At 73.2% G+C, this 24758-nt stretch carries 26 protein-coding genes and 2 pseudogenes; 15 read left to right on the top strand and 13 right to left on the bottom strand.

Annotated elements, in window-relative coordinates; genetic code table 11:
* Positions 1-154 precede the first annotated feature (154 nt).
* The gene (locus ACFV5N_RS04635) at positions 155-1543 is read left to right on the top strand and encodes an MFS transporter (RefSeq protein WP_385594014.1); all 1389 of its coding nucleotides are present in this window, start codon (positions 155-157) and stop codon (positions 1541-1543) included.
* 73 nt (positions 1544-1616) lie between these two features.
* Here ACFV5N_RS04635 and ACFV5N_RS04630 read toward each other — a convergent pair whose 3' ends face one another.
* Together ACFV5N_RS04630 and ACFV5N_RS04625 are read right to left on the bottom strand one after the other, a co-directional pair.
* Complete coding sequence (locus ACFV5N_RS04630) at positions 1617-2765, bottom strand: uroporphyrinogen-III synthase (RefSeq protein ID WP_385593980.1); 1149 nt, start codon at positions 2763-2765, stop codon at positions 1617-1619.
* 109 nt (positions 2766-2874) lie between these two features.
* A complete protein-coding gene (locus ACFV5N_RS04625) occupies positions 2875-4287 on the bottom strand; it encodes a nitrate/nitrite transporter (protein ID WP_385593978.1) in 1413 nt (470 codons plus the stop codon).
* A 247-nt stretch (positions 4288-4534) separates the two neighbouring features.
* Here ACFV5N_RS04625 and ACFV5N_RS04620 point away from each other — a divergent pair, with 247 nt between their 5' ends.
* Together ACFV5N_RS04620 and ACFV5N_RS04615 are read left to right on the top strand one after the other, a co-directional pair.
* A complete protein-coding gene (locus tag ACFV5N_RS04620; protein WP_385593975.1) occupies positions 4535-5710 on the top strand; it encodes a peptidoglycan recognition family protein in 1176 nt (391 codons plus the stop codon).
* Between the two features lie 137 nt (positions 5711-5847).
* Positions 5848-7026, top strand: a complete 1179-nt coding sequence (locus ACFV5N_RS04615) for a hypothetical protein (RefSeq protein ID WP_385593972.1) — start codon at positions 5848-5850, stop codon at positions 7024-7026.
* Here the strand turns inward: ACFV5N_RS04615 and ACFV5N_RS04610 are convergent.
* On the bottom strand, positions 7006-7590 hold the full coding sequence (locus tag ACFV5N_RS04610) for a CGNR zinc finger domain-containing protein (protein WP_019433170.1): 585 nt from the start codon (positions 7588-7590) through the stop codon (positions 7006-7008). The two genes, ACFV5N_RS04615 and ACFV5N_RS04610, sit on opposite strands and share 21 nt — an antisense overlap.
* Positions 7591-7662: 72 nt before the next feature.
* Here ACFV5N_RS04610 and ACFV5N_RS04605 point away from each other — a divergent pair, with 72 nt between their 5' ends.
* Both ACFV5N_RS04605 and ACFV5N_RS04600 read left to right on the top strand, forming a co-directional pair.
* Positions 7663-7800, top strand: a complete 138-nt coding sequence (locus tag ACFV5N_RS04605) for a hypothetical protein (RefSeq protein WP_019433169.1) — start codon at positions 7663-7665, stop codon at positions 7798-7800.
* Positions 7801-7964: 164 nt separating this feature from the next.
* On the top strand, positions 7965-8615 hold the full coding sequence (locus tag ACFV5N_RS04600) for a GNAT family N-acetyltransferase (RefSeq protein WP_176128639.1): 651 nt from the start codon (positions 7965-7967) through the stop codon (positions 8613-8615).
* Here the strand turns inward: ACFV5N_RS04600 and ACFV5N_RS04595 are convergent.
* Complete coding sequence (locus tag ACFV5N_RS04595; protein WP_176128638.1) at positions 8578-9243, bottom strand: class I SAM-dependent methyltransferase; 666 nt, start codon at positions 9241-9243, stop codon at positions 8578-8580. The two genes, ACFV5N_RS04600 and ACFV5N_RS04595, sit on opposite strands and share 38 nt — an antisense overlap.
* 111 nt (positions 9244-9354) lie before the next feature.
* Here ACFV5N_RS04595 and ACFV5N_RS04590 point away from each other — a divergent pair, with 111 nt between their 5' ends.
* Both ACFV5N_RS04590 and ACFV5N_RS04585 read left to right on the top strand, forming a co-directional pair.
* Positions 9355-11499: a bifunctional serine/threonine-protein kinase/glutamate ABC transporter substrate-binding protein gene (locus ACFV5N_RS04590; RefSeq protein WP_176128637.1), complete on the top strand. Its 2145-nt coding sequence runs from the start codon at positions 9355-9357 to the stop codon at positions 11497-11499.
* Positions 11500-11649: 150 nt separating this feature from the next.
* Entirely contained in the window at positions 11650-12291 is a 642-nt protein-coding gene (locus ACFV5N_RS04585; protein ID WP_385594012.1) for a hypothetical protein, read from the top strand.
* Between the two features lie 102 nt (positions 12292-12393).
* On the opposite strand, the gene ACFV5N_RS04580 is transcribed toward ACFV5N_RS04585, so the two are convergent.
* The 5 genes from ACFV5N_RS04580 to ACFV5N_RS04560 all read right to left on the bottom strand — a co-directional run bounded on the left by ACFV5N_RS04580 (position 12394) and on the right by ACFV5N_RS04560 (position 16207).
* Positions 12394-13224 (bottom strand): MerR family transcriptional regulator, encoded by an 831-nt coding sequence (locus ACFV5N_RS04580; RefSeq protein WP_385593967.1) that lies wholly within the window; start codon positions 13222-13224, stop codon positions 12394-12396.
* Positions 13199-13744, bottom strand: a complete 546-nt coding sequence (locus ACFV5N_RS04575; protein ID WP_385593964.1) for a VOC family protein — start codon at positions 13742-13744, stop codon at positions 13199-13201. Before ACFV5N_RS04575 ends, ACFV5N_RS04580 begins: the two co-directional genes overlap by 26 nt.
* A 128-nt stretch (positions 13745-13872) precedes the next feature.
* Positions 13873-14352, bottom strand: coding sequence for a nuclear transport factor 2 family protein (locus ACFV5N_RS04570; protein ID WP_385593961.1), 480 nt, complete (start codon positions 14350-14352; stop codon positions 13873-13875).
* On the bottom strand, positions 14349-15287 hold the full coding sequence (locus ACFV5N_RS04565; protein ID WP_385593958.1) for an SDR family NAD(P)-dependent oxidoreductase: 939 nt from the start codon (positions 15285-15287) through the stop codon (positions 14349-14351). Before ACFV5N_RS04565 ends, ACFV5N_RS04570 begins: the two co-directional genes overlap by 4 nt.
* A 14-nt stretch (positions 15288-15301) precedes the next feature.
* Complete coding sequence (locus ACFV5N_RS04560; protein ID WP_385593955.1) at positions 15302-16207, bottom strand: oxidoreductase; 906 nt, start codon at positions 16205-16207, stop codon at positions 15302-15304.
* 65 nt (positions 16208-16272) lie between these two features.
* On the opposite strand from ACFV5N_RS04560, the gene ACFV5N_RS04555 reads away from it, so the two are divergent.
* The gene (locus ACFV5N_RS04555) at positions 16273-16890 is read left to right on the top strand and encodes a TetR/AcrR family transcriptional regulator (protein ID WP_259453460.1); all 618 of its coding nucleotides are present in this window, start codon (positions 16273-16275) and stop codon (positions 16888-16890) included.
* A gap of 222 nt (positions 16891-17112) precedes the next feature.
* Here the strand turns inward: ACFV5N_RS04555 and ACFV5N_RS04550 are convergent, their stop codons facing one another.
* Positions 17113-17880: a class I SAM-dependent methyltransferase gene (locus tag ACFV5N_RS04550; RefSeq protein ID WP_385593951.1), complete on the bottom strand. Its 768-nt coding sequence runs from the start codon at positions 17878-17880 to the stop codon at positions 17113-17115.
* 222 nt (positions 17881-18102) lie between these two features.
* On the bottom strand, positions 18103-18576 hold the full coding sequence (locus ACFV5N_RS04545) for an ATP-binding protein (protein WP_259453458.1): 474 nt from the start codon (positions 18574-18576) through the stop codon (positions 18103-18105).
* Positions 18577-18689: 113 nt separating this feature from the next.
* Between ACFV5N_RS04545 and ACFV5N_RS04540 the strand changes: the two are divergent.
* From ACFV5N_RS04540 to ACFV5N_RS04525, 4 genes and pseudogenes are all read left to right on the top strand, one after another.
* A pseudogene (locus tag ACFV5N_RS04540) lies at positions 18690-18848 on the top strand (helix-turn-helix domain-containing protein); the annotation flags it as partial.
* A gap of 65 nt (positions 18849-18913) precedes the next feature.
* Positions 18914-19516 (top strand): DUF5753 domain-containing protein, encoded by a 603-nt coding sequence (locus tag ACFV5N_RS04535; RefSeq protein ID WP_385593947.1) that lies wholly within the window; start codon positions 18914-18916, stop codon positions 19514-19516.
* Positions 19513-19824 (top strand): DUF397 domain-containing protein, encoded by a 312-nt coding sequence (locus ACFV5N_RS04530; RefSeq protein ID WP_385593944.1) that lies wholly within the window; start codon positions 19513-19515, stop codon positions 19822-19824. Before ACFV5N_RS04535 ends, ACFV5N_RS04530 begins: the two co-directional genes overlap by 4 nt.
* Positions 19825-19829: 5 nt before the next feature.
* Positions 19830-20246: a hypothetical protein gene (locus tag ACFV5N_RS04525; protein WP_259453455.1), complete on the top strand. Its 417-nt coding sequence runs from the start codon at positions 19830-19832 to the stop codon at positions 20244-20246.
* 310 nt (positions 20247-20556) lie between these two features.
* On the opposite strand, the pseudogene ACFV5N_RS04520 reads toward ACFV5N_RS04525, so the two are convergent.
* Positions 20557-21268: pseudogene (locus tag ACFV5N_RS04520) on the bottom strand (NAD(P)H-binding protein); the annotation flags it as partial.
* A gap of 22 nt (positions 21269-21290) precedes the next feature.
* Here ACFV5N_RS04520 and ACFV5N_RS04515 point away from each other — a divergent pair.
* Positions 21291-21650 carry a winged helix-turn-helix transcriptional regulator gene (locus ACFV5N_RS04515; protein WP_385593941.1) on the top strand — a complete coding sequence of 120 codons (360 nt, stop codon included), beginning with the start codon at positions 21291-21293 and terminating at the stop codon, positions 21648-21650.
* A gap of 233 nt (positions 21651-21883) precedes the next feature.
* Here the strand turns inward: ACFV5N_RS04515 and ACFV5N_RS04510 are convergent, their stop codons facing one another.
* Positions 21884-22534, bottom strand: a complete 651-nt coding sequence (locus ACFV5N_RS04510; protein WP_019433154.1) for a response regulator transcription factor — start codon at positions 22532-22534, stop codon at positions 21884-21886.
* Between the two features lie 362 nt (positions 22535-22896).
* Here ACFV5N_RS04510 and ACFV5N_RS04505 point away from each other — a divergent pair, with 362 nt between their 5' ends.
* A complete protein-coding gene (locus ACFV5N_RS04505) occupies positions 22897-23583 on the top strand; it encodes a class I SAM-dependent methyltransferase (protein WP_259453454.1) in 687 nt (228 codons plus the stop codon).
* On the top strand, positions 23580-24698 hold the full coding sequence (locus tag ACFV5N_RS04500; protein WP_385593938.1) for a DedA family protein: 1119 nt from the start codon (positions 23580-23582) through the stop codon (positions 24696-24698). The genes ACFV5N_RS04505 and ACFV5N_RS04500 overlap by 4 nt, the downstream gene beginning before the upstream one ends.
* The last annotated feature ends 60 nt before the right edge of the window (positions 24699-24758 follow it).

Genomic DNA, 24758 nt, shown 5'->3' with positions numbered 1-24758 from the left:
TGAACGTCCCCCCGCTTCGTCATCCCGACCGGAGCGGCACGTTCGTGCTGCTCAGAGCTTCCTCTGAGCAACGGAGCACCCGATGTCATCGGACATCCCCATCTCACGCGGGCACGGCCCGTCCCCCACCCGCGCATGGCTGGTGCTGTGCGCGATGTCCCTGCTGCAGTTCTTCATCGCGGTCGATGTGACCGTCGTCAACGTCGCGATGCCGTCGATCGGCGCCGAGTTCGGCGTCGGCGGGCACACGCTGACCTGGGTCGTGGTCGGCTACACGGTCACCGGCGGCGGCATGCTGATGCTCGGTGGCCGGCTGGGCGACCTGCTCGGGCGGCGGCGGGTGCTGCTGCTCGGCACCTCCCTGTTCGGCGCCGCGTCCCTGCTCGCCGGGCTGGCGCCCAGTTACTCCCTGCTGGTGGTGGCGCGTCTGGCGCAGGGCGCGGGCGAGGCCATCGCGCTGCCGGCCGCGATGGCGACCATCGTCCTGCTCTTCCCGGAGGGTCCGCGCCGGTCGCGGGCGCTCGGCGTGTGGGCGGCGGTGGCCAGTTGCGGTCTCGTCCTCGGGTTCGTGCTGTCCGGGGTGATCACCGACCGGCTGGGGTGGCGGTGGATCTTCCTCGTCTCGGTGCCGTTCATCCTGGTGGTGCTGGTCGCCTCCGTCGTCCTGGTCCGCGGGGACCGGCCGGCGGCCGGGGACGCGGCGCCGCTGGATGTGCCGGGGGCGCTGCTGCTGACGGCCTGCCCGCTGCTGTTCGCGTACGGGGTGGTCGAGGCCGGTGAACCGGGCACCCCCGCCTGGGTGGTCGTGGCCGCGCTGGCCGGGGCGGTGGCCGCCGCGGCCGGGTTCGTCCGGGTCGAGGGGCGCGCGGCGCACCCGCTGGTTCCGCTGCGCTTCTTCACCCACCGCACCCGGGTGACGGCCAATCTGACCACGATGCTGCTGAGCGGCGGCCTGTCCACCTCCTTCCTGCTGTTCACCCTGTACATGCAGGACCGGCTGGGCTACGGCCCGCTGGGCGCGGGGCTGACGATGCTGCCGCTGGCGGTCGCGCTGATCGGGTGTTCGCTGCTGGTGCCCCGGCTGCTGGGGCGCTGGGGGGCGCGGGCGTGCGTGCTGGCCGGGCTCGGGTTCACCGGGGCGGCGATGGCGGTGATCGCGCTGGTGGCGGCCACGGACACGGGCGGGGCGGCGCTGGTGCCGGCCATGTTGCTGATCGCGGCCGGGATGGGGTTCGGCCTCGTGGGGCTCCAGTACGTGGCGGTCAGCGGCGTGACGGAGGACGACGCGGGGATCGCCTCGGGTGTCCAGCGCGCGGCCGATCAGCTGGGCGGCGCGGCCGGGGTGGCCGTGTGCGTCGGGATCGGGTTCGCTCCTGCCCTGCACACGCGCGATCCGTTCCTGGTGGCCACGCTGCTGGCCACGACGGGGCTGGTGGCCGGCGCGGTACTGGCCCGGGGCCTGCGCACGCGCCTGCCGGCGGAAACGGCAGCGGCACCGGCGGGTGAGCGGGAGGAGGCAGACGGCCGGGAGACGACCGGCTGACCCGCGTCCCGCCGGGGTGGGCCCCCGCGGGCCCGCCCCGGCGGGGCCGGGCCGGGCCGGGTCAGTCTGCCCGTCAGGGCGCGTACTTGCCGCCCTCCCCCGTGGTCGGGTCGAGGGCCAGGCGGTAGCCGCGTTTGACCACCGTCTGGATGATCGTCGGGGCGCCGAGTGCCGTGCGCAGGCGGGCCATCGCCGTCTCCACCGCGTGTTCGTCGCGGCCCGCGCCGGGCAGGGTGCGCAGCAGTTCGCCGCGGGGGACCACCCAGCCGGGGCGCCGGGCGAGGGCGCGCAGCAGGGCCATGCCGGCCGGCGGGACCGGGCGCAGCGTGCCGTCGACGACGGCCGCGTGGCCGCGTACCTCCAGGCGCCGCCCGGCCACCGGCAGGGTGCGGGCGCGGCCGGGGAGTTCGGTGCACAGCAGTTGGACGAGCGGGCCGAGCCGGAAGCGTTCGGGGTGCCGTACGGGGATGTCCCGTGCTTCGAGCGGGAGTGCGGTGACCGGGCCGACGCAGGCGGCCAGGACATCGCGGCGCAGGGCGGCCAGCAGGGGTTCGGCCAGGCCGCGTTCTTCCGCCCGGCGCAGCAGGGAGGCCGCCGCGGGGGCGCTGGTGAAGGTAAGCGCGTCCAGGCCGCCGGCCAGGGTCACCTCGATCAGCCGGTCGACCGGGCCGAGGTCCTGCGGCGGCATCCAGCGGTAGACGGGTACCTCCACCACGCGGGCGCCCGCCTCGGTCAGTGCCTCGATGAAGCCGGGCAGCGGTTCGCCGTGCAGCTGGAGCGCGATGCGGCGGCCGTCGACGCCGCCGTCCAGCAGGCGGGCCAGGACCTCGGCCATGGATTCGGAGGCGGGCGACCACTGTTCGGTGAGTCCGGCGGCGCGGATGGCGCCGCGTACCTTGGGGCCGCGGGCGAGGAGTTCGGCGCGGCCGAGGGTGGTGAGCAGGTCCTGGCCGATGCCCCAGCCGTCGGCGGCCTCCACCCAGCCGCGGAAGCCGATGGCGGTGGTGGCGATCACGACGTCCGGCGGGTCGTGGGTCAGTGCGCGGGTGGCGTGCAGCAGTTCGTCGTCGTCGGAGAGCGGGACGATCCGCAGCGCCGGCGCGTGCACCACCTCGGCGCCGCGCCGGCGCAGCAGGGCGATCAGTTCCTCGGCCCGGCGGGCGGCGGTGACTCCGACCGTGAATCCGGCCAGGGGGTCGATCGGCTGGGGGTCTGGCTGCATCTGGTGCTTCCCAAGGGGCGGGGGTTCGAGCCTGTCACACGAGCCTGTCAACGGCGGGTGACAGGACCGCTCCCGTCATGTTTCCCGGGTGTTACGCCGGGGTTCTGCCTCACACTCCGGCATACGCGGGCTGCTGCCGCTGCCCGGCGGATGCGCCGCTCGTCTCGCCGGTGCCGGCGCCGCTGCCCGTCCCGGTGCGGGTGCCGCGCAGGTATACGGCCCAGGTGACGAGGCAGCACAGGACGTAGAAGGCGAGGAAGGTGACGAACGCGGCGGTGCCGGTGCCCGAGGTGAGGAAGGACTGGCGGAAGGCGAGGTTGATGCCGAGTCCGCCCAGCGCGCCGACGGCGCCGATGAGCCCGATGGCCGCGCCGGACAGCCGGCGCCCGTAGGCCGCCGCCTCTTCGCCGCGCAGGCCGAGCGCCTGGGCCTTGGCGTGGTAGATGCCCGGGATCATCTTGTACGTCGAGCCGTTGCCGAGTCCGGTGAGGACGAACAGGGCGATGAAGCCGACGAGGAACACCGGCAGGGAGGCGCGCTGGGAGGCGAGGATCACCACGCCGGTGGCGGCGGCCATGCCGAGGAAGGTGTACAGGGTGATGCGGGCGCCGCCGTACCGGTCGGCGAGGGCGCCGCCGACCGGGCGGATGAGCGAGCCGAGCAGCGGGCCGAGGAAGGTGATGGAGGCGGCCTGGAGCGGGGTGCGGTCGAACTGGTTCTGGAGCACGAGCCCGAACGCGAAGCTGTAGCCGATGAACGAGCCGAAGGTGCCGATGTACAGGAACGACATGATCCAGGTGTGGCCGTCGCGCACCGATTCGACGGCGGCGCCGGTGTCGTTGGTGACGGTCACCAGGTTGTCCATGTAGCGCCAGGCGAGGACGGCGGCCACCACGATGAGCGGCGCGTAGACGGCGAGCAGGACGCGCGGGCTGCCGTCTCCGGCGGTGGCGATGACGAGGAGCCCGGCGAGCTGGATGACGGGGACGCCGATGTTGCCGCCGCCCGCGTTGAGGCCGAGGGCCCAGCCCTTCTTCCGCAGCGGGAAGAAGGAGTTGATGTTGGTCATGGAGGAGGCGAAGTTGCCGCCGCCGACGCCGGTGAGGACGGCGACCAGCAGGAACGTGGTGTACGAGGTGCCGGGTTCCATCACCACCCAGGCGGCGGCGGTGGGCAGGAGCAGCAGGGCGGCGGAGACGACCGTCCAGTTGCGGCCGCCGAAGCGGGCGACGGCGAAGGTGTAGGGGACGCGGGCGATCGCGCCGACCAGGGTGGCGACGGAGACGAGGAAGAACTTGCCGGCCGCGTCGATGCCGTACTCCGGGCCCATGAAGAGCACGAGGACCGACCACAGGGTCCAGATGGAGAAGCCGATGTGCTCGGAGAGGATGGAGAAGGCGAGGTTGCGGCGGGCTATGCGTTCGCCTTTCTCCGCCCAGAACCGTTCGTCCTCCGGGTCCCATTCCTCGATCCAGCGCCCGGAGGCGGTCCGCGCTCGTGCTGCCGGTGCTGGGCCTGTCATGGCGCCTCCATGGTGCGGTGTGTGCGGTGTGTGCGGGGGTGGGTCGGGCGTGCGGGGGTGGCTCGGGGGTGGTGCCGTGCCGGGAAGCGTAGGCGGGCGGCGTTTCACCGCTGTGGCCACAGATGACGCGGAGGCAACCGTGCACTCACCACCCGCCCCGGCCCCCGGTGAGCGGCGCGGCGGGCGCGGTCTGCTATGGATGGTTGAAGTGTGAACTCCGCACGTACGCAAGGCGTAAGGACCCTTCATGACTGTTCCCCCCACACCCCACCGGCGTTCTTCGCGGGTGACCCGGCGCGCCCTGTTCGGTACCGCGGGCGCGGTGGCGGCCGGTGCCGCGCTCACCCCGGCCGTCATCGCGGCGACCGGTGGCTCCGGCGACGGCGACGGCTCCGGCCAGGGCTCCGACGGCGGTTCCGGTGACGCCGCCCCGGCCGGCACCACGCCGCGGTCCTTCCCGCGCACCCGCAGCGTGGCGGCGACCGGCGAGGAGGCGGTGCGCACCGACTTCCCGATCGGCTTCGTCGGCGTCGCCTGGGCCGGTGCGCGCAGCGCGGCCGGCGGCGGCATCCGGCTGACCGGCACCGGGGACGGCGGGGACGCCGGGGACGCCGGTACGGACTGGCAGCCGCTGAGCGGCGGCGGCTGCTCGGACAGCAACGGCGGGCGGCTGCTGGTGGCGGCCCGGCAGGCGAGCGGCTACGAGCTGAGGGCGCCGGACGGGGCGACCTCGCTGATATCGGTGGCACTGGACACCTCGCGCGGGCCGCGCCGGGAGATCCCGGTGCCGAAGGACCCGACGCGGGTGCGCGGCGTGGAGTACCTGTCCCGTGCCGCGTGGGGCGCGGACGAGTCGCTGCGTTTCCTGCCGGACGGCACCGAGAACACGCCGACCGAGTTCTATCCGTTCCAGACGCTGACGGTGCACCACACGGTGACGCCGAACGACGACCCGGACCCGGCGGCGACGGTGCGCGGGATCTACGAGTTCCACGCGATCACCAACGACTGGGGCGACATCGGCTACCACTTCCTCATCGACGAGGCGGGCCGGATCTACGAGGGCCGGTACTCGGGCGAGGGCGGGCTGCCCGCGCACGACGAGGACGGCAACATGGTGACCGCCTTCCACGTGGGCGGCTTCAACTCCGGGAACCTCGGCATCGCGCTGCTGGGGGATCTGACGGAGCAGGGCCCGACCGAGGCGGCGCGCGCGGCGCTCACCCAGCTGGTGCGCGCGGTGTTCCGGCTGCACGGCCGGGACCCGCTGGCCGATGTCACCTACGTCAATCCGGTGAACGGCACCGAGGTGGAGGTGGCGGAGATCAGCGGCCACCGGGACTGGCTGGAGACCGACTGCCCCGGTGAGGTGATGTACGCCGAACTGGCCGCGCTGCGCGCGGCGGTGGCCGCCGGAGGCTGAGGCCCGCCGGGGCACGGCACGGACGGCCGCCCGGTGTTCACCCGGGTGTCGCCGGGGGCTGTCCGTGCGGCGCGCCGCGTTCATCCCCGCTCCCCAGGATCGGGATGTCGCGGTACAACGTGTCCGAGGAGGCTCCCATGAAGCGTCAGCTCGCCGTCCTTGCCGCTCTGTCCGGTCTGCTGCTCGCCTCCGCGCCCGCGGTGGCCGCACCCGTCGCACCTGTCACGCCCGGCGCGTCCGGGCACGCCCCGGGCAAGCCGCCGCTGCCCGCGCTGCCCGACACACTGCACGGCGGGGCCTGGCCCACGTCCCATCTCCAGGGTGTGGCGCTGGACCGCGGGAAGGGGTACATGTACTGGTCCTTCACCCAGATGCTGGTGAAGACCGATCTGCGGGGGAAGGTCATCGGCACCGTCGAGGGGCTGACGGGCCATCTGGGCGATCTGGACCTGAACCCGCGCGACGGCCGGGTCTACGGGTCGCTGGAGTACAAGGCGGAAGAGGCGTTCTACATCGCCGTCTTCGACGGGGACCGGATCGACCGGGTGGGGATGAACGCCGAGCGGGACGGGGTGATGACCACCGTCTATCTGCCGGAGGTGGTGGAGGACTTCACCGCCGACATGGACGGGGACGGCCACTTCGACGGGGACACGCCCGACACGGCGGACCACCGGTACGGGTGCAGCGGCATCGACGGGGTGGCGTTCGGTCCGGCGTTCGGCAAGCGCGCCGGGCAGGGCAAGGACACGCTGAAGGTGGCGTACGGGATCTACTCCAACACGGAGCGGACGGACAACGACCACCAGGTGATCCTGGAGTACGACGTCACGGGCTGGCGGCGGTACGAGCGTCCGCTGTCGCAGACGGCACCGCACCACAGCGGTCCGTCCCGGGTGGACGGCAAGTTCTTCGCGTACACGGGGAACACCCGGTTCGGGGTGCAGAACCTGGAGTACGACCCGTACACCGGGGACTGGTTCCTCGCGGTGTACGAGGGGGCGAAGCCGGGCTTCCCGAACTACTCGTTCTTCGTGGTCGACGGCTCGGCCCGCCCGGTGACCGGGGAGATCGTGGGGCAGCCGGAGCGGGAGCGGGGGAAGCTGCTGAAGGTGAGCGACGGCTTCGACTTCCACGGGCAGTACGGGTTCGAGGCGCTGGGCGACGGGACGTACTACGTGGCGGACAGTGTGCGGGTGGTGGGCCCGGACGGGGTGGTCCGGCAGGAGGGGTTCGCGGAGAAGTACCGCTGGACGGGGCGTCCGGCGGGGGCGGAGCGGACGACGCCGCCGTTCTCACCGGTGGCGGGCGGCTGAGCCGGTGCCGGTCTGCCGGCGGGCGCGGTGCCGGGCGACGTTGACGCGGTTGCCGCACAGTTCGGGCATGCAGTAGCGGCGGCGGCCGGCGCGGCTGGTGTCGACGAACACGCCGTCGCAGGTGGGTGAGGCGCAGGGCCGGAACCGGGCGTGGCCGAGGGTGCGCAGGGTGCCGAGGAGGCCGGTGCCGGTGGCGACGGCGAGCTGGGTGGTGAGCGGGGCGCCGGTGGGGGTGGTGAGGTACCACTGCCACCGGTGCTCGCTGTCGCGTTCGAGGACGGGGGCGGTGGTGCCGCGGGCGATGAGGGCGTTGGCCCCGGCGGCGGTCTCGTCCTCGGTGCCGGCTTCGAGGACGGTGCGCAGGTCGTCGCGGAGCCGGTGGACCTGGCGGAGGTCGGTGTCGGTGGGGGTGGCGCCGGGCAGACCGTGCTCGTCGAGGAACGCGGTGAGGTCGTCGGGGCCGGTCAGCATCTCGCCGGCGGACTTCCAGACCAGGGGTGAGGTGTTGACGAGGTCGGTGGCGAGACCCGCCCCCCACGCGTAATCTGAAAACGAGACTTTCATGCCTTACTCCGCCCTGCTACGGTAACGGCTGTAGCTTTCCTTTACACCTTAACGCGGAAGCGGAGGTTCCTCATGCGCACCTGGACACGGATCCGGTCCGGCTGGCACCGGCTGCGGCGGCTCGGCGCGGACATGGCGTACGGCATCGACGCGGGCCACGCCATCCGGCACGGCGGCCGGCCCGCCCCGCGCAGGTGCCGCCCGCTGTGACCTCCCGGGTCCGGCCCGGGGCCCGCCCCGGGCCGGACGACGGTACGGCCCGGGCGGGCCGGGGGCGGGCAGGCGGGCAGGCGGGCAGGTCGACGGGCGCGGGCGGAGCAGACAGGCGGGCAAAAGCGTTCGACGGGACCGGGCCCGTCCGGCAGGATCCGGTCATGAACGCACGCCACACCTGGCCGCTGTACGGTCTGCGCCTGACCACCCCCCGGCTGGAGCTGTCGGTGCCCGACCTGGACCGGCTCGCCGAACTCGCCGGGGTGGCGGCGGGCGGTCTCCACGAGGACGGGTTCATGCCGTTCTCGGTGCCCTGGTCCGACACCGCCCCGCGCGAGCGCGCCCGCGGCACCTTCCAGCACCTGCTGGGCACCATCGCGACCTGGCAGCCGTCCGCCTGGACGCTCAGCCTCGCGGTACGGCACGAGGGCCGCGTCATCGGCCGCCAGGACCTCATCACCAGCGACTACCCGGTGACCCGGGAGGCCGAGACCGGCTCCTGGCTGGGCCTGGCCCACCAGGGCCGCGGCCTGGGCACCGAGATGCGGGCGGCGGCGCTGCACCTGGCGTTCGCCGAGCTGGGCGCCCGCTCCATGACCTCCGCCGCCATGACCGACAACCCGCGCTCGCTGGGCGTCTCCCGCAAGCTCGGCTACCGCGACGACGGCGTGGCCACGCTCTCCGTCCAGGGCCGGCGGCGCACCCTGCGCCGGCTGCGGATCGACCGCGACGCCTGGGAGGCGCACCGCACGGTGCCGGTGACGGTCGAAGGGCTCAGCGAGGAGTGCCGGGAGCTGTTCGGTCTGCGCTGACGGCCAGCAGATAGCCCTGGTGCCGCCGCTCGTCCGGCTCGGGCGCCCGCCGCACCCGGGTGCTGAGGGTGAACCCGGCCCGGACGAGGGCGTCCGCCATGGTCTCCAGCGGCCACAGCCAGCCCGGCGTCACCTTGTGGTCGAACGGCACCGGCTCCCCGCCGGTGCCGTCCGGGATCGTCTGGAACCCCAGCAGCAGCCGGCCGCCCGGCACCAGCACCCGGTGGAACTCGGCCAGCGCCACCGGCACCCGCTCGGGCGGCAGATGGATCAGCGAGTACCAGCCCAGCACCCCGGCCACCGAGCGGTCCGGCAGCCGCAGGTCCAGCATGCTGCCGGTCGTGAACCGCAGCCCGGGGTACGCGGCGCGGGCCAGCTCGATCATGCGGGGCGTCAGGTCGATGCCGAACGTCTCCACGCCCAGTTCGTCCAGGTGTGCCGTCACATGGCCGGGGCCGCAGCCGATGTCGGCGACGGGGCCGGTGCCGCGCACGAGTTCGGCGAAGGCGCCCAGCAGTCCCAGTTCGAGCGGCTGCCGGGGGAACACCTCCCGCACAAGCTCCACATACCGGTCGCTGATCTCCGTATAGGCCGCCGAAACGGTCGCCGCGCCGCTGTCTCCGGTCATGGCCGGGAACTTTACGCGTCCCGGCGAGGTGAAGCCGGAAGAGGGCCTGATGTTTTGCGCATCAGTGTCTAACCTGACGATCAGGACCGACCGTTCGTTGAGTGGGGGGTTATGCACGGGAAGGAAACGGGGGAGGAACGCGGGGACGCCGAGGACACCAGACGGCTGCGCCGGGACCGCGAGGACCGCCCGGGCCCCATGGATCACGCGGACCACGGGGACCGCGCGGAGCACACCGGGAGCACGGCGGGGCGGGAACCCACGGCCTCCGGCACCGTCCGCGAGCCCGGCCCCGACGGCGACCCCGATACGTACCGGCTGCCCGGCGCGGCGCCGGAGCCCGGCACGTACAAGCTGTCCGGCACCGCCCGGGAGCCCGGCGAGACACCCGTCACCGTCACCCAGCCCATGCCGCCGCCCGGCCCGTACCCGGTGATCGCCGGCCGCTACCAGCTGCGGCGGCAGCTGGGGCGCGGCGGCATGGGGGTGGTGTGGGAGGCGAGGGACACCCGGCTCAGCCGCCAGGTCGCCGTCAAGGGGGTGCTGCTGCGCGACGGGGTGGATCCGGCCACCCAGGCCGAACTGGTCAGCCGGGCCCGGCGCGAGGCGCAGGCCATCGCCCGCATCGGCCACCCCAACGTCATCGCCGTCCACGACATCATCGAGGGCGCGGCGGAGCCGGCGGGCACGGACGGCACGGCCGCCGAGGGCGAGGTGTGGATCGTCATGGAACTCCTCGACGCCCGCTCACTCGCCGACGTCCTGCGCGAGGAGGGCCGGCTGCCGGTGCCCCGGGCGGCCCGGATCGCGCTCCAGGTGCTGCGCGGGCTGCGCGCCGTGCACGCGGCCGGGGTACTGCACCGCGACGTGAAGCCGCACAACATCCTCTTCCGCGGCAACGGCAAGGCGCTGCTGATGGACTTCGGCATCGCCACGTTCGAGGGCGCGGCACAGGTGACCCGGTCGCACTCGATCGTGGGCACCCCGCGCTATCTGGCCCCTGAGCTGGGCCACTTCTCCCCCGCCCCGGCCAGGACGGCGAGTACGGCCTCCGATCTGTGGTCGCTGGGGGTGACGCTGTACGAGATGGTGGAGGGCCGGGCGCCGTTCACCGGTCTCGACGCGCTGGAGATCCAGCAGGCGGCGCTCAACTCCCCCACCCCGCCGATGCGGTACGCCGGGCCGCTGGCGCCGGTGATCGAGGGGCTGCTGCGCAAGGTGCCCCGGCACCGGATACCGGCGCAGGAGGCGGAGGAGGCGCTGCGCCGGATCGCCCGCGAGGAGCCGCCGGTGCCGCCGGTCCCCCCGCCGCCTCCGCAGCCTCCGCGGCCCCCGCACGCGGGGGGCGGCCCGCCGCCGCGCCGCCGCCGGGGGCGGGTGGGCGCGGCGATCGCGCTGGTGCTGGCGCTGCTGGCGGGCGGCGGCTGGCTGCTGTGGGGGCCGGGCGGGGACGGGCGCGGGGATCTGGCCCGGCACTCGACGACGATCGCGTCCGCGCAGGCGCGGGGCCTGCTGCGGATCGGGGTGAAGTCGGAACAGCCGGGGCTGAGCGAGCTGGTGGACGGCGAGTGGCACGGTTTCGACATCGAGTTCGCGCGGCTGATCGCCGCGGCGCTGGGCTTCGACCCGGAGTCCCAGGTGCGGTTCGTGGAGGTGTCCAGCGTCAACCGGGAGGATCTGCTGGAGCAGCGGCAGCTGGATCTGGTGGTGGCGACGTACAGCATGACGGACAAACGCCGGGAGCGCGGGGTGACGTTCGCGGGCCCGTACTTCATCACCGGCCAGACGATGCTGATGCGCGCGGGGGCGTACGAGGGCGCCTCGGGCCCGGCGGATCTGCCGAACGGCACGCAGGTGTGCACCGGCGACAACTCGACGTCGGTGGGGGTGCTGGAGGCGGGCTGGCCGGGGAAGTTCACGGTGCTGACGCGCTCGGACTACGACGCGTGCGTCCAGTTGCTGCTGGAGGGCGGGTTCGACGCGGTGATGACGGACGACCTGATCCTGGCCGGGTTCCGGGCCCAGCACCCGGACGCTCTGGAGATGCTGCCGCGCTCGTTCACCACGGAGCGGTACGGGGTGGGACTCCAGCCCGGCGAGGACGCGCTGCGCGACGCGGTGTGCGAGGTGATCCGGGACGCGGTGACGGACGGGAGCTGGCAGGAGATCTACCGGGCCGAGCTGATGGACCTGCTGGGCGGCGAGCCCCGGGACGCCCCGACGCTGCGGGACCTGGAGCGGTGCGAGGAGAACTGACGCGACGCCCGGGCCGGACCGGGGTTCCGGCCCGGGCGGGGCGGCTCGGAAAAGCCGGGTGCGGCCGGGCCACGGGTTTTGCGAGCATGCGGTGCTGTGGAGATCCCCCAGCCGACCGTCCGGCGTGCGGCCGCCTCCGCCGGGACGGCCATGGCCGAGGAATGGCGGCGTTCGTGCGCCGCGGCGTTTCCCACCGCCCTGGCGGCGGACGTCGCGGCAGTCGCGGCGGTGATGCCCGCGCCACGCCACGGACCCGCCGGGCCGTTCCCGGTCGTCGTCCAGGGGGACCGGCTCTCGATTCCCGGGCGCCTGTACAACGACGAGCCGACGGCCGCCGCGTCGGCACCGCTCTCCGCGCGCCGACGGCGGCTGCTGCACTGCCTGTACTCACGGCACTGCGACGGGAGGGTCAGACAGCGCCACCTGCGGGTGATCGCCGGTGCCACCGACCCGTGGGTCGTTCCGTATGTGGTCCAGCTGGCCGGTGAGTACGGCGTGGAGATCCTGCGCGACCTCGACCGCGCGCTCCGGGTTGTCACCGGGCCCGGTCACCCCGGCCGCCTCGTGTACGGCCGGTTCCTCGCGGACAATCCGGCCTTCTTCGACCGCACGCAGCGGCGGGTGGTGAGCTACTGGTCCTGCTACCACCGTCTCGCGTACCCCGATTTCCACGACTATCCGGGAAGCGCTGTGATCGAACTCCTGCGGTCGGCGGCCTCCGAGGTAGCGGGGCATGCCCCGCCCCGCCTCACGCCGCGGCCGGCGCGCCGCGCGGCCGGCGCCCGCCCCTGACTCCGGCAGCGGGCACCGCTCGGAAGAGGCTCTTCCGGCGCGACGCCCGGGCCGGGCCGGGCCGGGTCTCGTGCGGTCGCCGGACCGGGCCCGGCCCGGGGGTCATTCCCAGGTGGCGGTGTCGGGGTCGATGCCGTGGGCGCGGGCGGCGGCGTCGACGCAGCGGCGGAACCAGGTGGCCAGGCCGGGGCGGACGCCGTCGTAGTGGGCCCGGTAGCCCGGGTCGCTCTCGTACAGGCGGCCGAGGCAGACCTGCATCGCGCGGGTGAGGGGGAAGTACGCGGAGAAGACCTCGCGGTGGTGGTCGACGAGCCGGTGGGCTTCCGGGCTGCCCGGGTCGACCCCGGCGTCCATCGCCGCCGCGAGCGCCCGGTCGAGGGCGGCCACGGCGTCGGCGATCGCCTGCCACTCCTCGGGGCCGCGCGCGGCCGAGCGTTCAGCGAACTGCCGCCACTGGGTGGTGTCCCCGTAGCGGGCGCGGGCTTCGGCCGGCCAGCGCGGGTTCCAGTCGGGGCCGAAGATCTCGGCCTGCTGGGCGGCGGTGAGCAGCAGGCCGCGTTCGTGGGCGTCGATCATGCGGTCGAGGCCGGTGCCGAGCCGTTCCAGGCGGGCGATCTGTTCGTCGACCCGGGCGCGCTGCGCGCGCAGCGCGGCGGTGGCGTCCTCGGCCGTGTCGTCCAGGACGGCCCGGATGCGTTCCAGGCCGAGTCCGGTCTCGCGGTAGACGACGATGCGGTGCAGGCGTTCCACGTCGCCCGCGGTGTAGAGCCGGTACCCGGCCGCCGTGCGCAGCGACGGCCGGGCGAGGCCGATCTCGTCCCAGTGGTGCAGGGCGCGGACGGTGACGCCCAGGCGCGCCGCGACCTGGCCGACCGTCAGGCCGTCGGCGTCCTGGGTGTCTGGGGCGTCAGTCGCGTCGGGCACGGTCCACATTGTCGCCCTCTCCCGCGGCGGGTGCGGTGATCCCGATGGCTTCGAGATTCCGCGCTTCCTGACTGTCCGGGTCGAAGGGCTTGGCCGCGGTGAGGACGATGCGGGCCTTCTCCGGGGTGATCACCTCCACGTCGCGGGTGTTCCAGGGCGTGTCGCGCGGGCCGGTCACGGAGTTCGGCCGCACCGCGCGGCAGGCGTCCACCAGTCCGTCGAGCTGGCCGAGGACGCAGGCGAAGCTGACGCCGATGGCCGGTGCTTGCTCCGGAACGTCCGTCGCCGCGACGAGGAGGACGTCCTGGAACGCCCATCGGCGCAGGTGCACCAGCGTGCCGGGGATGGTGAACAGTTCGAAGAATCCGAGGCCGCGGGTCCAGAAGTCCACGGACTCCGCGAGGTCGGTGGTCGGGATCGTGACGAAGGCGGGCATGCCGTAGATGCCGCGGAACGGCTCCGGCGGCACGGCGTCCGGGCCGGGGGCGGGGACGGGGCTGATCTCGAACGCGTTGTAGTAGTCGCTCATGGCCGCCACTCTTCAGCCTCACGCAGCGTGAGGGTCAAGCCGGTTCCGGGCCGGTGTGCGGCGGGCCGGGATCGGGCCGTCGCTTCCCCGCCGGCCGCCGGAGCGGGGCCGCCGGTGGCGGGTCGGACTCAGCCGCCGGGAGATACGGCGGCCGAGGGCAGCTCCCCCGCCAGGTGGGCGTTCTCCTGGTGCGTGGCGGTGAGCTTGACGCTGCTGAGGCGCCAGCCGTCCGGTGTCCGGACCGCTTCGTTGTCGTAGAAGCCGACGACCAGCCAGCGGTCCGGCCCGCCGTCTGCCCGCTCGCCGGGCACCCAGTGTTCGGCGCGGACGTGCGCATGGAGGGTCGCGCGGTCGCCGTCGATCTCGACGACGTGTCCGGTGACGGTGTGGTGGGTGGCGGAGAAGGGGGCGAAGGCCCGGTCCAGCACGTGGACGTACGCGTCGAGCGGCACGGTCATGGGCGGCAGGCCGATGACCGAGGAGAAGTCGAGGGTCACCTCGTCGGCGTAGACGAGGGAGGGGAGGCGGGTGAAGTCCTTGAGGTCGGCGATGTCGGCGTAGCGGCCCATCAGCTCGATCAGGTCGATGCGGTCGGCGAGCGTGGTCATGAAGGGCTCCCTGTGGACTCGGGTGCGGGTGCGGGTGCGGGCGTGTGTGCGGGGTTCCGGGACCGGTGGCTCATCGCGAGGATGCCGTCCATCAGCCGGGCCGGCAGGAGGCGGGCGAGGGGGATGATGAAGGCGGCGTCCGTGCCGAGGGTGTACCGGGTGCGCGGGCGGCGTGTGGTCGCCACCCTGGCGATCTTGGCTCCCGCTTTCGCCGCCGGCATGGCGCGTTGGAGGAAGGCCGTGTTCGAGGAGACCGTCGCGTTGATGAGGCCGCTGTAGAGACGCTGGTGCTCGGCGCTCATCCCGGCGGCGAGTTCGAGGGAGATGTCGCCGCTGCGGGCGGCCATCTCGGTCCGGACGCCGCCGGGCTGCACGACGACCACCTGCACGCCGTGCGCCGAGACCTCGCGTCGCAGGGAGTCGCTGGCCGCTTCGAGGGCGAACTTGGTTCCCGCGTACGCCCCGAAGACGGGCAGCGCGGCCACTCCGCCCACGGAACTGATGGTGACGATTCTGCCCCGGCTGCGCCGCAGGTGGGGCAGGAGTCTCTGGGTGACGGCGATGTGCCCGAAGAGGTTCACTTCGAACTGCTCGCGCCACAGGGACAGGGGGAGCACCTCGACGGGGGCGTTGATCTCGATGCCCGCGTTGTTGACCAGGACGCGCAGGGCGCGCTGTGCGGGGTCGTCGGCGATCCGCCGGGCCAGGGCTTCGATGTGTTCCGGAACGGTGATGTCCAGGGTGACCGGTTCGATGCCGTCGGTCCGGACGGCGTCCGCCTCGCTGTCGGTGCGTACCCCGGCGAGGACGTGGTAGCCCATCGCGGCGAGGGCCCGCGCCGTCGCGGCTCCGATGCCCGTCGAGGCGCCGGAGACGACGACGAGTTCGTCCGGCTGACGACGGTTGTGCGGCGGGGCTTTCCGTGGGCGGAGCATGGGGCCGGGTCCTTTCACGAGGCGGAGGGCGCTGACGCGTCGAGGGGGAAGCGGGTGCCGGTCAGTTCCTCGGAGACCTCCCACAGCCGTCGTGCCGCCGAGGCGTCTCGCGCGCGGGCGGCCCGGCCGGCCGGCGCCGGCGCACCGCGCATGCCCCACAGCCGGTCGGGGCCGACATAGCTGTCGCCGGGAAGGTCCGCGGTGGCGGCGTACAGCGTGGGCAGGGCGCCCTTCTCGGCGCTGTGGGCGACGAGCCCGATGAGGAACTTCTCGACGCGGAAACCGAGAGAGGGCTTCTTCTCCGCTCGCATGAGGTTCGTCGAGGAGATGCCGGGGTGCGCGGCCATCGAGGTGACGGGTGATCCCGCGCGGGTGAGCCTGCGCTGGAGTTCGGCGGAGAACAGGAGGTTGGCCAGCTTGGACTGCGTATAGGCGGCGTTGGGCCGGTAGGGCCTGCGCTCCCACTGGAGGTCGGAGAAGTCCAGGGAGCCGATGCGGTGCCCGAGCGAGGCCACTGTCACGACCCGCCCCCTGATGCGGGGAAGGAGCAGGTTCGTCAGGGCGAAGTGGCCCAGGTGGTTGGTCCCGAACTGCCTCTCGAATCCGTCCGCGGTCCGGGCGAGCGGCCCCAGGGAGAGGCCGGCGTTGTTGACCAGCAGATCGACGGGGCCGGGGAGGCCGTGGGCGAACGCCCGTACGGAGGAGAGGTCGGCGAGGTCGAGGGTGTGGACCTCGGCCGCGCCCGCCATGGTCGCCGCCGCCCTTTCCCCTTTCTCCGGGTCGCGTACGGCCAGGACCACCCGCGCACCGCGCTCGGCGAGATGGCGAGCGGTGATGAGGCCGATACCGCTGTTCGCGCCGGTGACGACGGCGGTGCGGCCGGTCAGGTCGGGAAGGTCGGCGGGGGAGAATCTGGGCATGCCCCGAGAGTAGCCAGTGGCAACATTGTTGTCAATGTAAACACTGCGCTGAGTAGGCTGACCGCATGCCTGACAGCACCGAGCAGCGGCCCTACCACCACGGGAATCTCCGTACGGAGCTCCTCAACGCGGCGGAACGCAGCCTGAGGGCGCACGGGATCGACAAGCTCTCCCTGCGGGACCTGGCACGAGACATCGGCGTGAGTCACGCGGCGCCCCGCCGGCACTTCGCGGACCGCCGCGCGCTGCTCGACGCCCTCGCCGAGTCGGGCTTCGTCCGTCTGGGCGCGCGGCTGCGGGCCGCGGTGGAGGAGATCGAGGACGAGGACGACCTGCCCGCTCGCCTGCACGCGTTCGCGTCGGCCTACGTCCGGTTCGCGACCGAGAACGCCGCGCTGACCGGGCTGATGAACTCCAGCAAGCACCGCCCGGGGGCCACCGCGGTCGCCGAGGCCGCCGCGGCCGCGTTCGGGCAGATCAGCGACCTGATCGAAGAGGGCCAGGCGCGCGGCGAACTGGAGGGCGGCGACCCGGAGGAGATCGGACTCGTCATCTACGCCACCGTCCTGGGGATCACGTCCATGGCCAACAGCGGCATGATCGAGCCGGGCCGCCTCGAAGGACTCGTGGACACCGCGGTGACACAGTTCCTGCGAGGCGCCCGCCCGGCGGAACCGCGCTGACGGACCCCACGACCGCGCCCCGCCTCCGTTCCCCCGGCGGCAGCGCTCGCCGCCACGGCGGAACCGCGGGCCATGTGCCGTGTGCCGTACATCCGTGATCCCGTGACGCGTCGAACGGACCCGGGTGGCGCTACCGGCGGCCGGACCCGGCGTGCGGGAGCAGTGAGATGCCCGCGCCGACCACGGGGGCACCGATCAGGAGAGGGGTGCCGGGGGTGGTGATCAGCCGGTCGTGGCGGGGCGGCGGAACAGCGCCGTCCACAGGAACGAGGCGCCGAAGTACGGGGCGTCGGCGGGCTCGTCGCGCATGCGGCGCAGGTCGGTCTCGGTGAGCGGCAGGCCGGTGAAGATGTGCCGCAGCTGGTCGGGGGTGTAGGCGACGCCGCCGTGCAGGGTGCGGTCGCGGTAGAGCGCGGCGTCGGGCCGTTCGGTGCCCATGCCGTCCTCGCCCGCGGCGAAGCAGCTGAGGCCGAACCAGCCGCCGGGTGCGAGGTGGCGGTCGAGGAGGTCGAGGTAGCTGATGCGGCGGTGGGGCGCGAGGTGGTGGAAGCAGCCGGAGTCGTAGATGAGGTCGTACGGTCCGTCGAGGGGGAGGGTGAAGACATCGCCGTGGTGCAGCCGGATGCGGCTCCGGACGGCGGGCCCGGCGGCGTCGGCGCGTTCGGCGGCCCAGGCGAGCGCGGTGGCCGACAGATCGACGGCGTCCACCTGGTGGCCGAGCGCGGCGAGATGCAGGGCGTTGCGGCCGGGCCCGCAGCCGATGTCGAGCGCGCGGCCGGGGGCGATCGGCCCGTCCGGGCCGGTGAGGGCGGCCAGGTTCTCGTCGGGCTTGGCGACGAAGAACGGGGTGCCCCGGTCGCGGTCGGCGTAGAACCGGTCCCACCAGTCACCGGCGCGGACCTCGAAGAGGTCGTCCAGCAGCCGGAACAGCCCCTCGGTGTCACGTACCGCGCGCCCGTCGGCGGCGGGGGTGCTTGCGGTTGATTCCATAGGGGAAAGTTTAGGTGTGGGGGGCACAAAACCGCAGGTCAGCGGGCATAGTTCGGGCTTTTGTAGGCGCCGCTGACGCCCTGCGCCACCTCGCCCGGACCCGGCCCTTGGACCCGCACCCGACCGGGCGCCCAGCACCCCGCCGCGCCCCGTGACGGGGCCTCGCGGAGCCGTCCGACCGCCACTTTTTCCGGCGGAACGGGGCCGGGTGTCCCCGAAGCGCTACAGCATGGGGTTCCCGCCTCCCATCCGCCATCCCGGCGGCGGGCCGAGCCGGTCCCCGAGGGTGTCCGGGTCGAGAACGAACTCGCACCACACCACCTTTCCCGGATCACGCGCCCCCACACCCCAGCAATCGGACATGGCCTCCACCAGCCACAACCCGCGCCCGCCCGCCTCGTCCGTGCCCGGGTCCCGCAGCCGGGGGTGCCCGCCGCCACTGTCGTGCACTTCGAGGCGGAGCACGGCGTCGGCGGTGAGCCAGAGGTAGAGGTAGAAGCCGCGTCCCGGAGGCACCCCGTGCAGGATCGCGTTCGTCACCAACTCGCTGGCGCACAGCAGCACATCATCGGTCCGCTGGGTGACCTTCCAGTCGACCAATGCTTTTCGGACGAACCGACGAGCCGCACATACGTTGCGCTTGTCGCGTTTGTAGAAGCGCTCACGTACACAGATCTGATGAAAGTCCTCGCTCACACCCCCAAAGGTGGCGATCTGTGCGTAGTGTCCGACAGTGAGTGACTCCGTACGGCCCCGGCGTACGGACGGTTTTCGGTCACGTACGGAGCGGGATGGGGAGTTGACACCGTATGGCCCCGAGGAACAACAACCGCAAGAAGAACAAGACCACCATGAATACGGTCGGAGCGGTAGTAGGCCGTCTGCGGTCCCAAGCCGGACTGTCCCAACCCGAACTGGCCGAGCGTGCGTGCGTCGCGCCGGAGACCATCGCCTCCATCGAACAGGGCCGCCGGCCGCTGCTGCCGCACATGGCGGAGCGGCTGGACGATGTCCTGGAGAGCAAGGGGGTGTTGTGGGTGATGGTGGACAACCTGCCGGAGGAGGCAAGGTTCCCATCTACGTTGTCGAGTACGTCGCTCACGAACAGGAAGCGGTCTCCCTGTCCTGGTACGAGAACCAGATCATCCCCGGCCTACTCCAAACCGAGGGCTACGCACGCGCAATCTTCCAGAACGCGCTCCCCACGCTGACCGAAGGCGAGATCGAGGCCAAGGTAGCCGCTCGGTTGCAGCGACAGGGGGTTCTGCACCGGGAGAAGGACCCCCTGTACGGCAGCTTCATCATCTCGGAGGCGGTGCTGAGGGACCGGATCGGCGGCGAGGGGGTCTACCGCGACTTGCTACGCCATCAGCGCGAGTGCGCCGACCTCCCCGGAGTAGCCATCCAGATCATGCCGCTCGGCCGGGTACATCATGCGGGGCTCGATGGTCCGTTCATCCTGTTGGAGACGCCCGAACACCAACACTTGGGCTACACCGAGACTCAGCGTGGCGGTCAACTATTCCACGACCCCTACGAGGTGAGCATCCTGTCGCGGAAATATGCAATGCTGCGGTCACAGGCTCTCAACCCGGAGGAGAGCAAGCGCCTGTTGGACCAGCTAGGAGAGTCATGACAAGCACGCTGAACTGGTTCAAGAGCAGCTACAGCAACACTGAGGGCGGAGCTTGCCTCGAAGTGGCCTTCGACTGGAGAAAGTCCAGCCACAGCGGTGACAACGGCGGCGCCTGCCTCGAAGTGGCCTTCGACTGGCGGAAGTCCACGCACAGCGGCGGCGAGGGCGGCGACTGCGTCGAAGTGGCCCGTTGCCCCGGCACGGCCGTGCACATCCGCGACTCCAAGAATCCCGCTGGCCCCATCCTCACCGTAAGTCCGGACTCATGGTCGCACTTCACCGCATCCGTAACGCGCACCAGCGACTGAGGCCGATGTTCGGCGGGGTCGGCGTGCTGATCATGGTCAGCCTCGTCGCCCTCGCCGCCGTCCTCGGCTACCGCACCGGACGTGACCAGGAGCAGGGGCCGACCGTGGCGTCCCTGATGCGGGAGCGTGCGCAGGCGACCGCCGAGGAGTACCGGTCGCTGTACCCGGGTGACGACGCGGCGCAGAAGGTGGCCCGCATCCACGTCACCCTGGACAACTCCGGTGCCCCGTACTTCATCACGGTGCTCAGCGACGGCGAGGAGGTGGACGCGGAGACGCTGTGCGCGCAGGTGACGGACTTCCTCTCCCACCAGCGCGGCCTCGACTTCTCGCCCGGTCACACGGAGCTGGTCTTCACGGCGGACGGCGAGTTGCTGCGCAACTTCACCACGGTCGTGTCAGCCGTGCGCGTCGTCGAGTAAGGCGTCCGGGGCGGAACCACGGGGCAGTCCCGCACCGTCTCACCTGCCGAAACGCGGGTGAATATGCGGGTGTTCGCCCCGCCGGGCACCGTCGCTGGAGAACACGCATGGCCATCGTCGGCGTCCGTTCTCCGGCTTCCCGGCGCGCTCGCGTCGCGTAAGGAAATCGGTCAACTTCCAGGCGTATCCGGACATCTTCGCGATGCACTCCGACATGTCCGAGCCGCAGGCCCCCGGCGAGATCGGCGGCGGACCGGGGGCGGTGCGGGCCGGCCCGATGGCATCGGCCGGTCGGCACCGGCGACCGGTCTCAGCGGAACGCGGCGGCATGGCGGGCGGCCCAGTCGGCGAAGGAGCGCGGCGCGCGGCCCAGCACCTGCCGCACGTCGGGGCTGACACGCACTTCGGCGGGGCTGGGGTTGCCGAGGATGTCCAGTGTGTCGTCGGCGAGTTCGGCCGGCATGGTCCGGGTCATGCCGGCCTTGGCCTCGTCGCGGGTGAGCTCGTGGAAGCTCACGGGTGAGCCGATCGCGGCGGCGATGGCGTCCGTCTGTCCGCGCGGGGTGATCACCTCGGGGCCGGTCAGCTCGTACGCGTTGCCGGTGTGCCGGTCGTCCAGCAGGCAGGCCGCCGCGACATCGGCGATGTCCGCCGGGTCGACGACCGGCACCCCGATGTCTCCGAAGGGGGCGGTGACGACCCGCTGGGTGCGGACGGACTCCGCCCACCACAGGGCGTTGGAGGCGAAGCCCCCCCGCCCACCACAGGGCGTTGGAGGCGAAGCCCCCCGGGCGCAGGATGGCCCACTCCAGGCCGGACTTCCGCAGGGTGTCCTCCAGTTCGCGCATCGCGACGCGTGTGGTGCCGAAGGGCCTGGTGACCACGCCCAGGGTGGAGAGCAGGACGACACGGCGGACCCCGCCGGCCACGGCTTCGCCGATGATGCCGGCGGGGTTGGCTCCGATGGCGTGCAGGTCGCCGGACAGCAGCAGGAACAGCGAATCCGCGCCGGAGAGCACGGGCGACCCCAGGGATCGGTATGACGTGTTTCACACCGACTGCCCCGCGCGGGCCGTGGTCGACCATGTGACCAGCAGGTGGGGCGTCTGGGTGCTGATCGCCTTGCGGAACAACAGCCTCCGGTTCCACGAGCTGCGCAAGAGCATCCGGGGAATCAGCGAGAAGATGCTCGCCCAGACCTTGCGCGCGCTTGTGCAGGACGGCCTGGTCTGGCGGGAGGTGGAGCCGACGACACCGCCGCAGGTCACCTACGGACTGACCGAGTTCGGCCGGGACATCGGCGAACCGCTGACGGAACTGTTCGACCGGATCACCCAGCGGCTGCCGTCGGGCGGGGCGGAGGGCACGGTGATGGCCGGCGCACCTCCGCGCCCCGGTGGATGACGACGGCCACGGCCGGGGGCGCTCGGGCAGGCCCGGGGTCAAGGGCGCGGTGGTGCCGTGTGGTCGGATGTCGCGGTCGGAGGTCGCGGGCGGGGTGCGCCACGGGGGACGCGCTGGTCTCCGGTGGTGCCTGGACGGCTCAGCGGTCGGTCGGTCGGTCGGCCGGCCCGGGTATCCGGGGTTCCGGGCCGGCCGGGCCGGTACGCCGGGCGGTGGGGCGGAGCGGTGGCCGGTCAGGCGGTGAGGCCGGCGTCGCGGGCCAGCAGCGCGGCCTGGACGCGGTTGCTGACCTCCAGGGCGGCCAGGATGCGGCTGACATGCGCTTTGACGGTGCTTTCGCGCATGGTGAGGCGGGTGGCGATGTCGGCGTTGGTCTCGCCCTGGGCGAGCAGGGCGAGGACATCGCGTTCGCGGGGCGTGAGCCGGTCGATGCGCGCCTGGGCGCGGGTGCTGCCGCGCTGCGAGGTGGCGTGGTAGCGGTCGATGAGGCGGCGGGCGGCGGTGGGGTGGAGCATGGCGGAGCCGGCGGCGACGACGCGGACGGCGCGCAGGATGTCGTTGGGCTCGGTGTCCTTGAGGAGGAAGCCGTCGGCGCCGGCCGCGAGGGCGTCGTAGACGTGTTCGTCCAGGTCGAAGGTGGTGAGGGTGATCACCTTCGGGGGGTGGGGCAGGGAGCGGAGCCGGGGGATGGCGGTGATGCCGTCCATGCGGGGCATGCGGACATCGACGAGGGCGACGTCGATGTGGTGGGCGGTGGCGCGTTCGATGGCCTGGAGGCCGTCGGCGGCCTGGGCGGCTATCTCGATGTCGGGTGCGCTTTCGAGGAGGTCGGCCAGGCCCATGCGGACGAGGGCGTCGTCGTCGACGATCATGACGCGGATCATGGGCGGGCCGTTCCGTTCCGTCGGGGGTCGTGGTGGTGGCGGTCGGGGAGCGCGGGGGGCGGACGAGGCGGCGGGGCAGGGAGCCGGGCGGGGGCGGACCCGCTCGCCGTCCGTCCCGGCCGCGCGGTCCGGCCCGTCCGTCCGGTCGTCCGGCCATCCGTTCGTCCGGCCGTCCGGCGCCCGTCCCGGCCATGAGCAGCCCCGGCGCTGCCCGTTGCGGCGGTGTCGTGTGCGGACATCGTAGGCAGCGGCGGAGGGCGGCCTGTCCGACGATCCGCCATGCGCACCCCCCACTTTCGTCGGCGGAGGCGGTGGCCCGTGGTCGGATCCGTGCCGCGCGGCGGGTTTCTAGCGTCGCCGTCATGAACGATGTGGTCCTTTCCCCTCCCCCGTCCCCCCTGCTGCCCGGCCGCCGCGCCGGGGGCTGGACGTTTCTGCGGGAGGCCGCCCGTGATCTGCGGACGACGGGTGCGGTGGCGCCCAGCGGGCGGGCGCTGGCGCGGGTGCTGACGGAGCCGGTACGGGCGGCGCGGGGGCCGCGTCCGCTGTCGGTGCTGGAGGCGGGTGCCGGTACAGGCGCGGTGACGCGGGTGCTGCTGGCGCGGCTGCCGGGGGACGGTGAGCTGGACATCGTGGAGGCGAACGCCCGGTTCGCGGCGGGCCTGGACCGGCTGGCCGCCGCGTACCGGGCGGGGCCGGGCGGCCGGGCGGGGCGGGTGGCGGTGCACCGGGGGCTGGTGGAGGAGTTCGGAGCGGGGCGGCGGTACGACGTGATCGTCTCGGGGCTGCCGCTGACCAACTTCGCGCCGCTGCAGGTGGAGCGGATCATGGCGCGCTACCTGGAGTTGCTGCGGCCGGGCGGGACGCTGTCGTACTTCGCCTATCTGGGAACGGGTGCGGCCCGTTCGCTGCTGGCGTCGCGGGCGGAGGCGCGGCGGCACGCGGCGGTGGAGGAGGTGATGGCCGGGTATCAGCGGCGGTACGGCGTGGCCCGGTGGCGGGTGTGGGCGAACCTGCCCCCGGCGGGCGTCTGGCATCTGCGGCGGTGAACGGGGCGGTGGCGCAGGAGCTGGGCCCGTGGTCGCCGTGGATGGCGTACGGGGTGGTGGCGGCGGTGGTGTGGGCCGAGTCGGTGCTGCTGGTGGGGGCGTTCGTGCCGACGCTGACGGTGCTGCTGACGGCGGGGGCGCTGGCGCGGGCGGGGCAGTTGAGCGGGCCGGTGGTCGTGGCGGTGGCGGCGGGTGCGGTGGTGGCCGGGGATCTGTCCGGGCACCGGGTGGGGCGGGTGCTGGGCGGGCGGCTGCGCGGGGGCCGGCTGGGGCGGCGGGTGCCGGAGGCCGCGTGGCGGCGGGCGGTGGCGTTGATGGGGCGGCACGGCGGGCGGGCGGTGTTCGGGGGGCGGTTCGTGCCGGTGGTGCGGACGCTGGTGCCGCATCTGGCGGGTGCCACGGGGGTGCCGTTCCGGCGGGTGGCGCCGTACAGCGTGGTGGCGGCGGTGGTGTGGGCGGGGGCCGAGGTGGGTGCGGGGTATGCGGCGGCGGTGTCGGTCCGGCGGGCAGTGGCGCTGGGGGTGCCGCTGATCGCGGGGTGCGCGGCCGTGGCGGGGGTGGTGCTGTGGCGGGTCCGGGCCCGGCGGCGGCAGGCTCCGGCCCCGGGCCGGGGAGCGGGGTACGCCGGGCGGGCGGTGCCGGTGCCCGCGCGGCGCGGGGGGCCGTCCGGGCCGGGGGGGGTGGGCGTGCGGGCCGGACCGTGGTGGGATGTGCCCGTGATCGGAAGCGTGAGTGCCTTGCTCGCGGCAGCGCTGACAGCCTGGTGCTTCCGCCGTGTGGTGGCGCGGCGTGCTGAGGCCGCCGCTGAGGGGGATGTGATCCGGGTGCCGTGTCTGCTCATGCATCCAGGGCGCCCGGGGCGGTGGCTGCGCGGGCGGCTGCTGATCGGCCCGGCCACGGTCGAGTGGAAGGGGGGCGCCCGGGCCGGTGCGGCGCTCTCCCTTCCGGCGGGACTGCGGCAGGTGGGGATGCGGTCGCCTTCGCTGCGCGAGGCGATGAAGTTCAACGGCGGGGCGCGGATCGTGGAGTGCGAGTCGGCCGAGGGCGCGATGCTGATCGCCGTCCTGCCGAACGAACTGGGGCATGTGCGCGGCGCGTTGAGCCGGGCGGCGTAACGCGCGCCGCCCGCGCCACGGTTCCGGGGCTGGCGGCGCGGGCGGGCGGCGTGAGCACCT

This window comes from Streptomyces sp. NPDC059853, assembly GCF_042731495.1.
In the GTDB taxonomy this organism is placed as follows: domain Bacteria; phylum Actinomycetota; class Actinomycetes; order Streptomycetales; family Streptomycetaceae; genus Streptomyces.
Note: the sequence above shows the minus strand (reverse complement) of the source record. Positions and strands in the feature narration are given on the sequence as shown.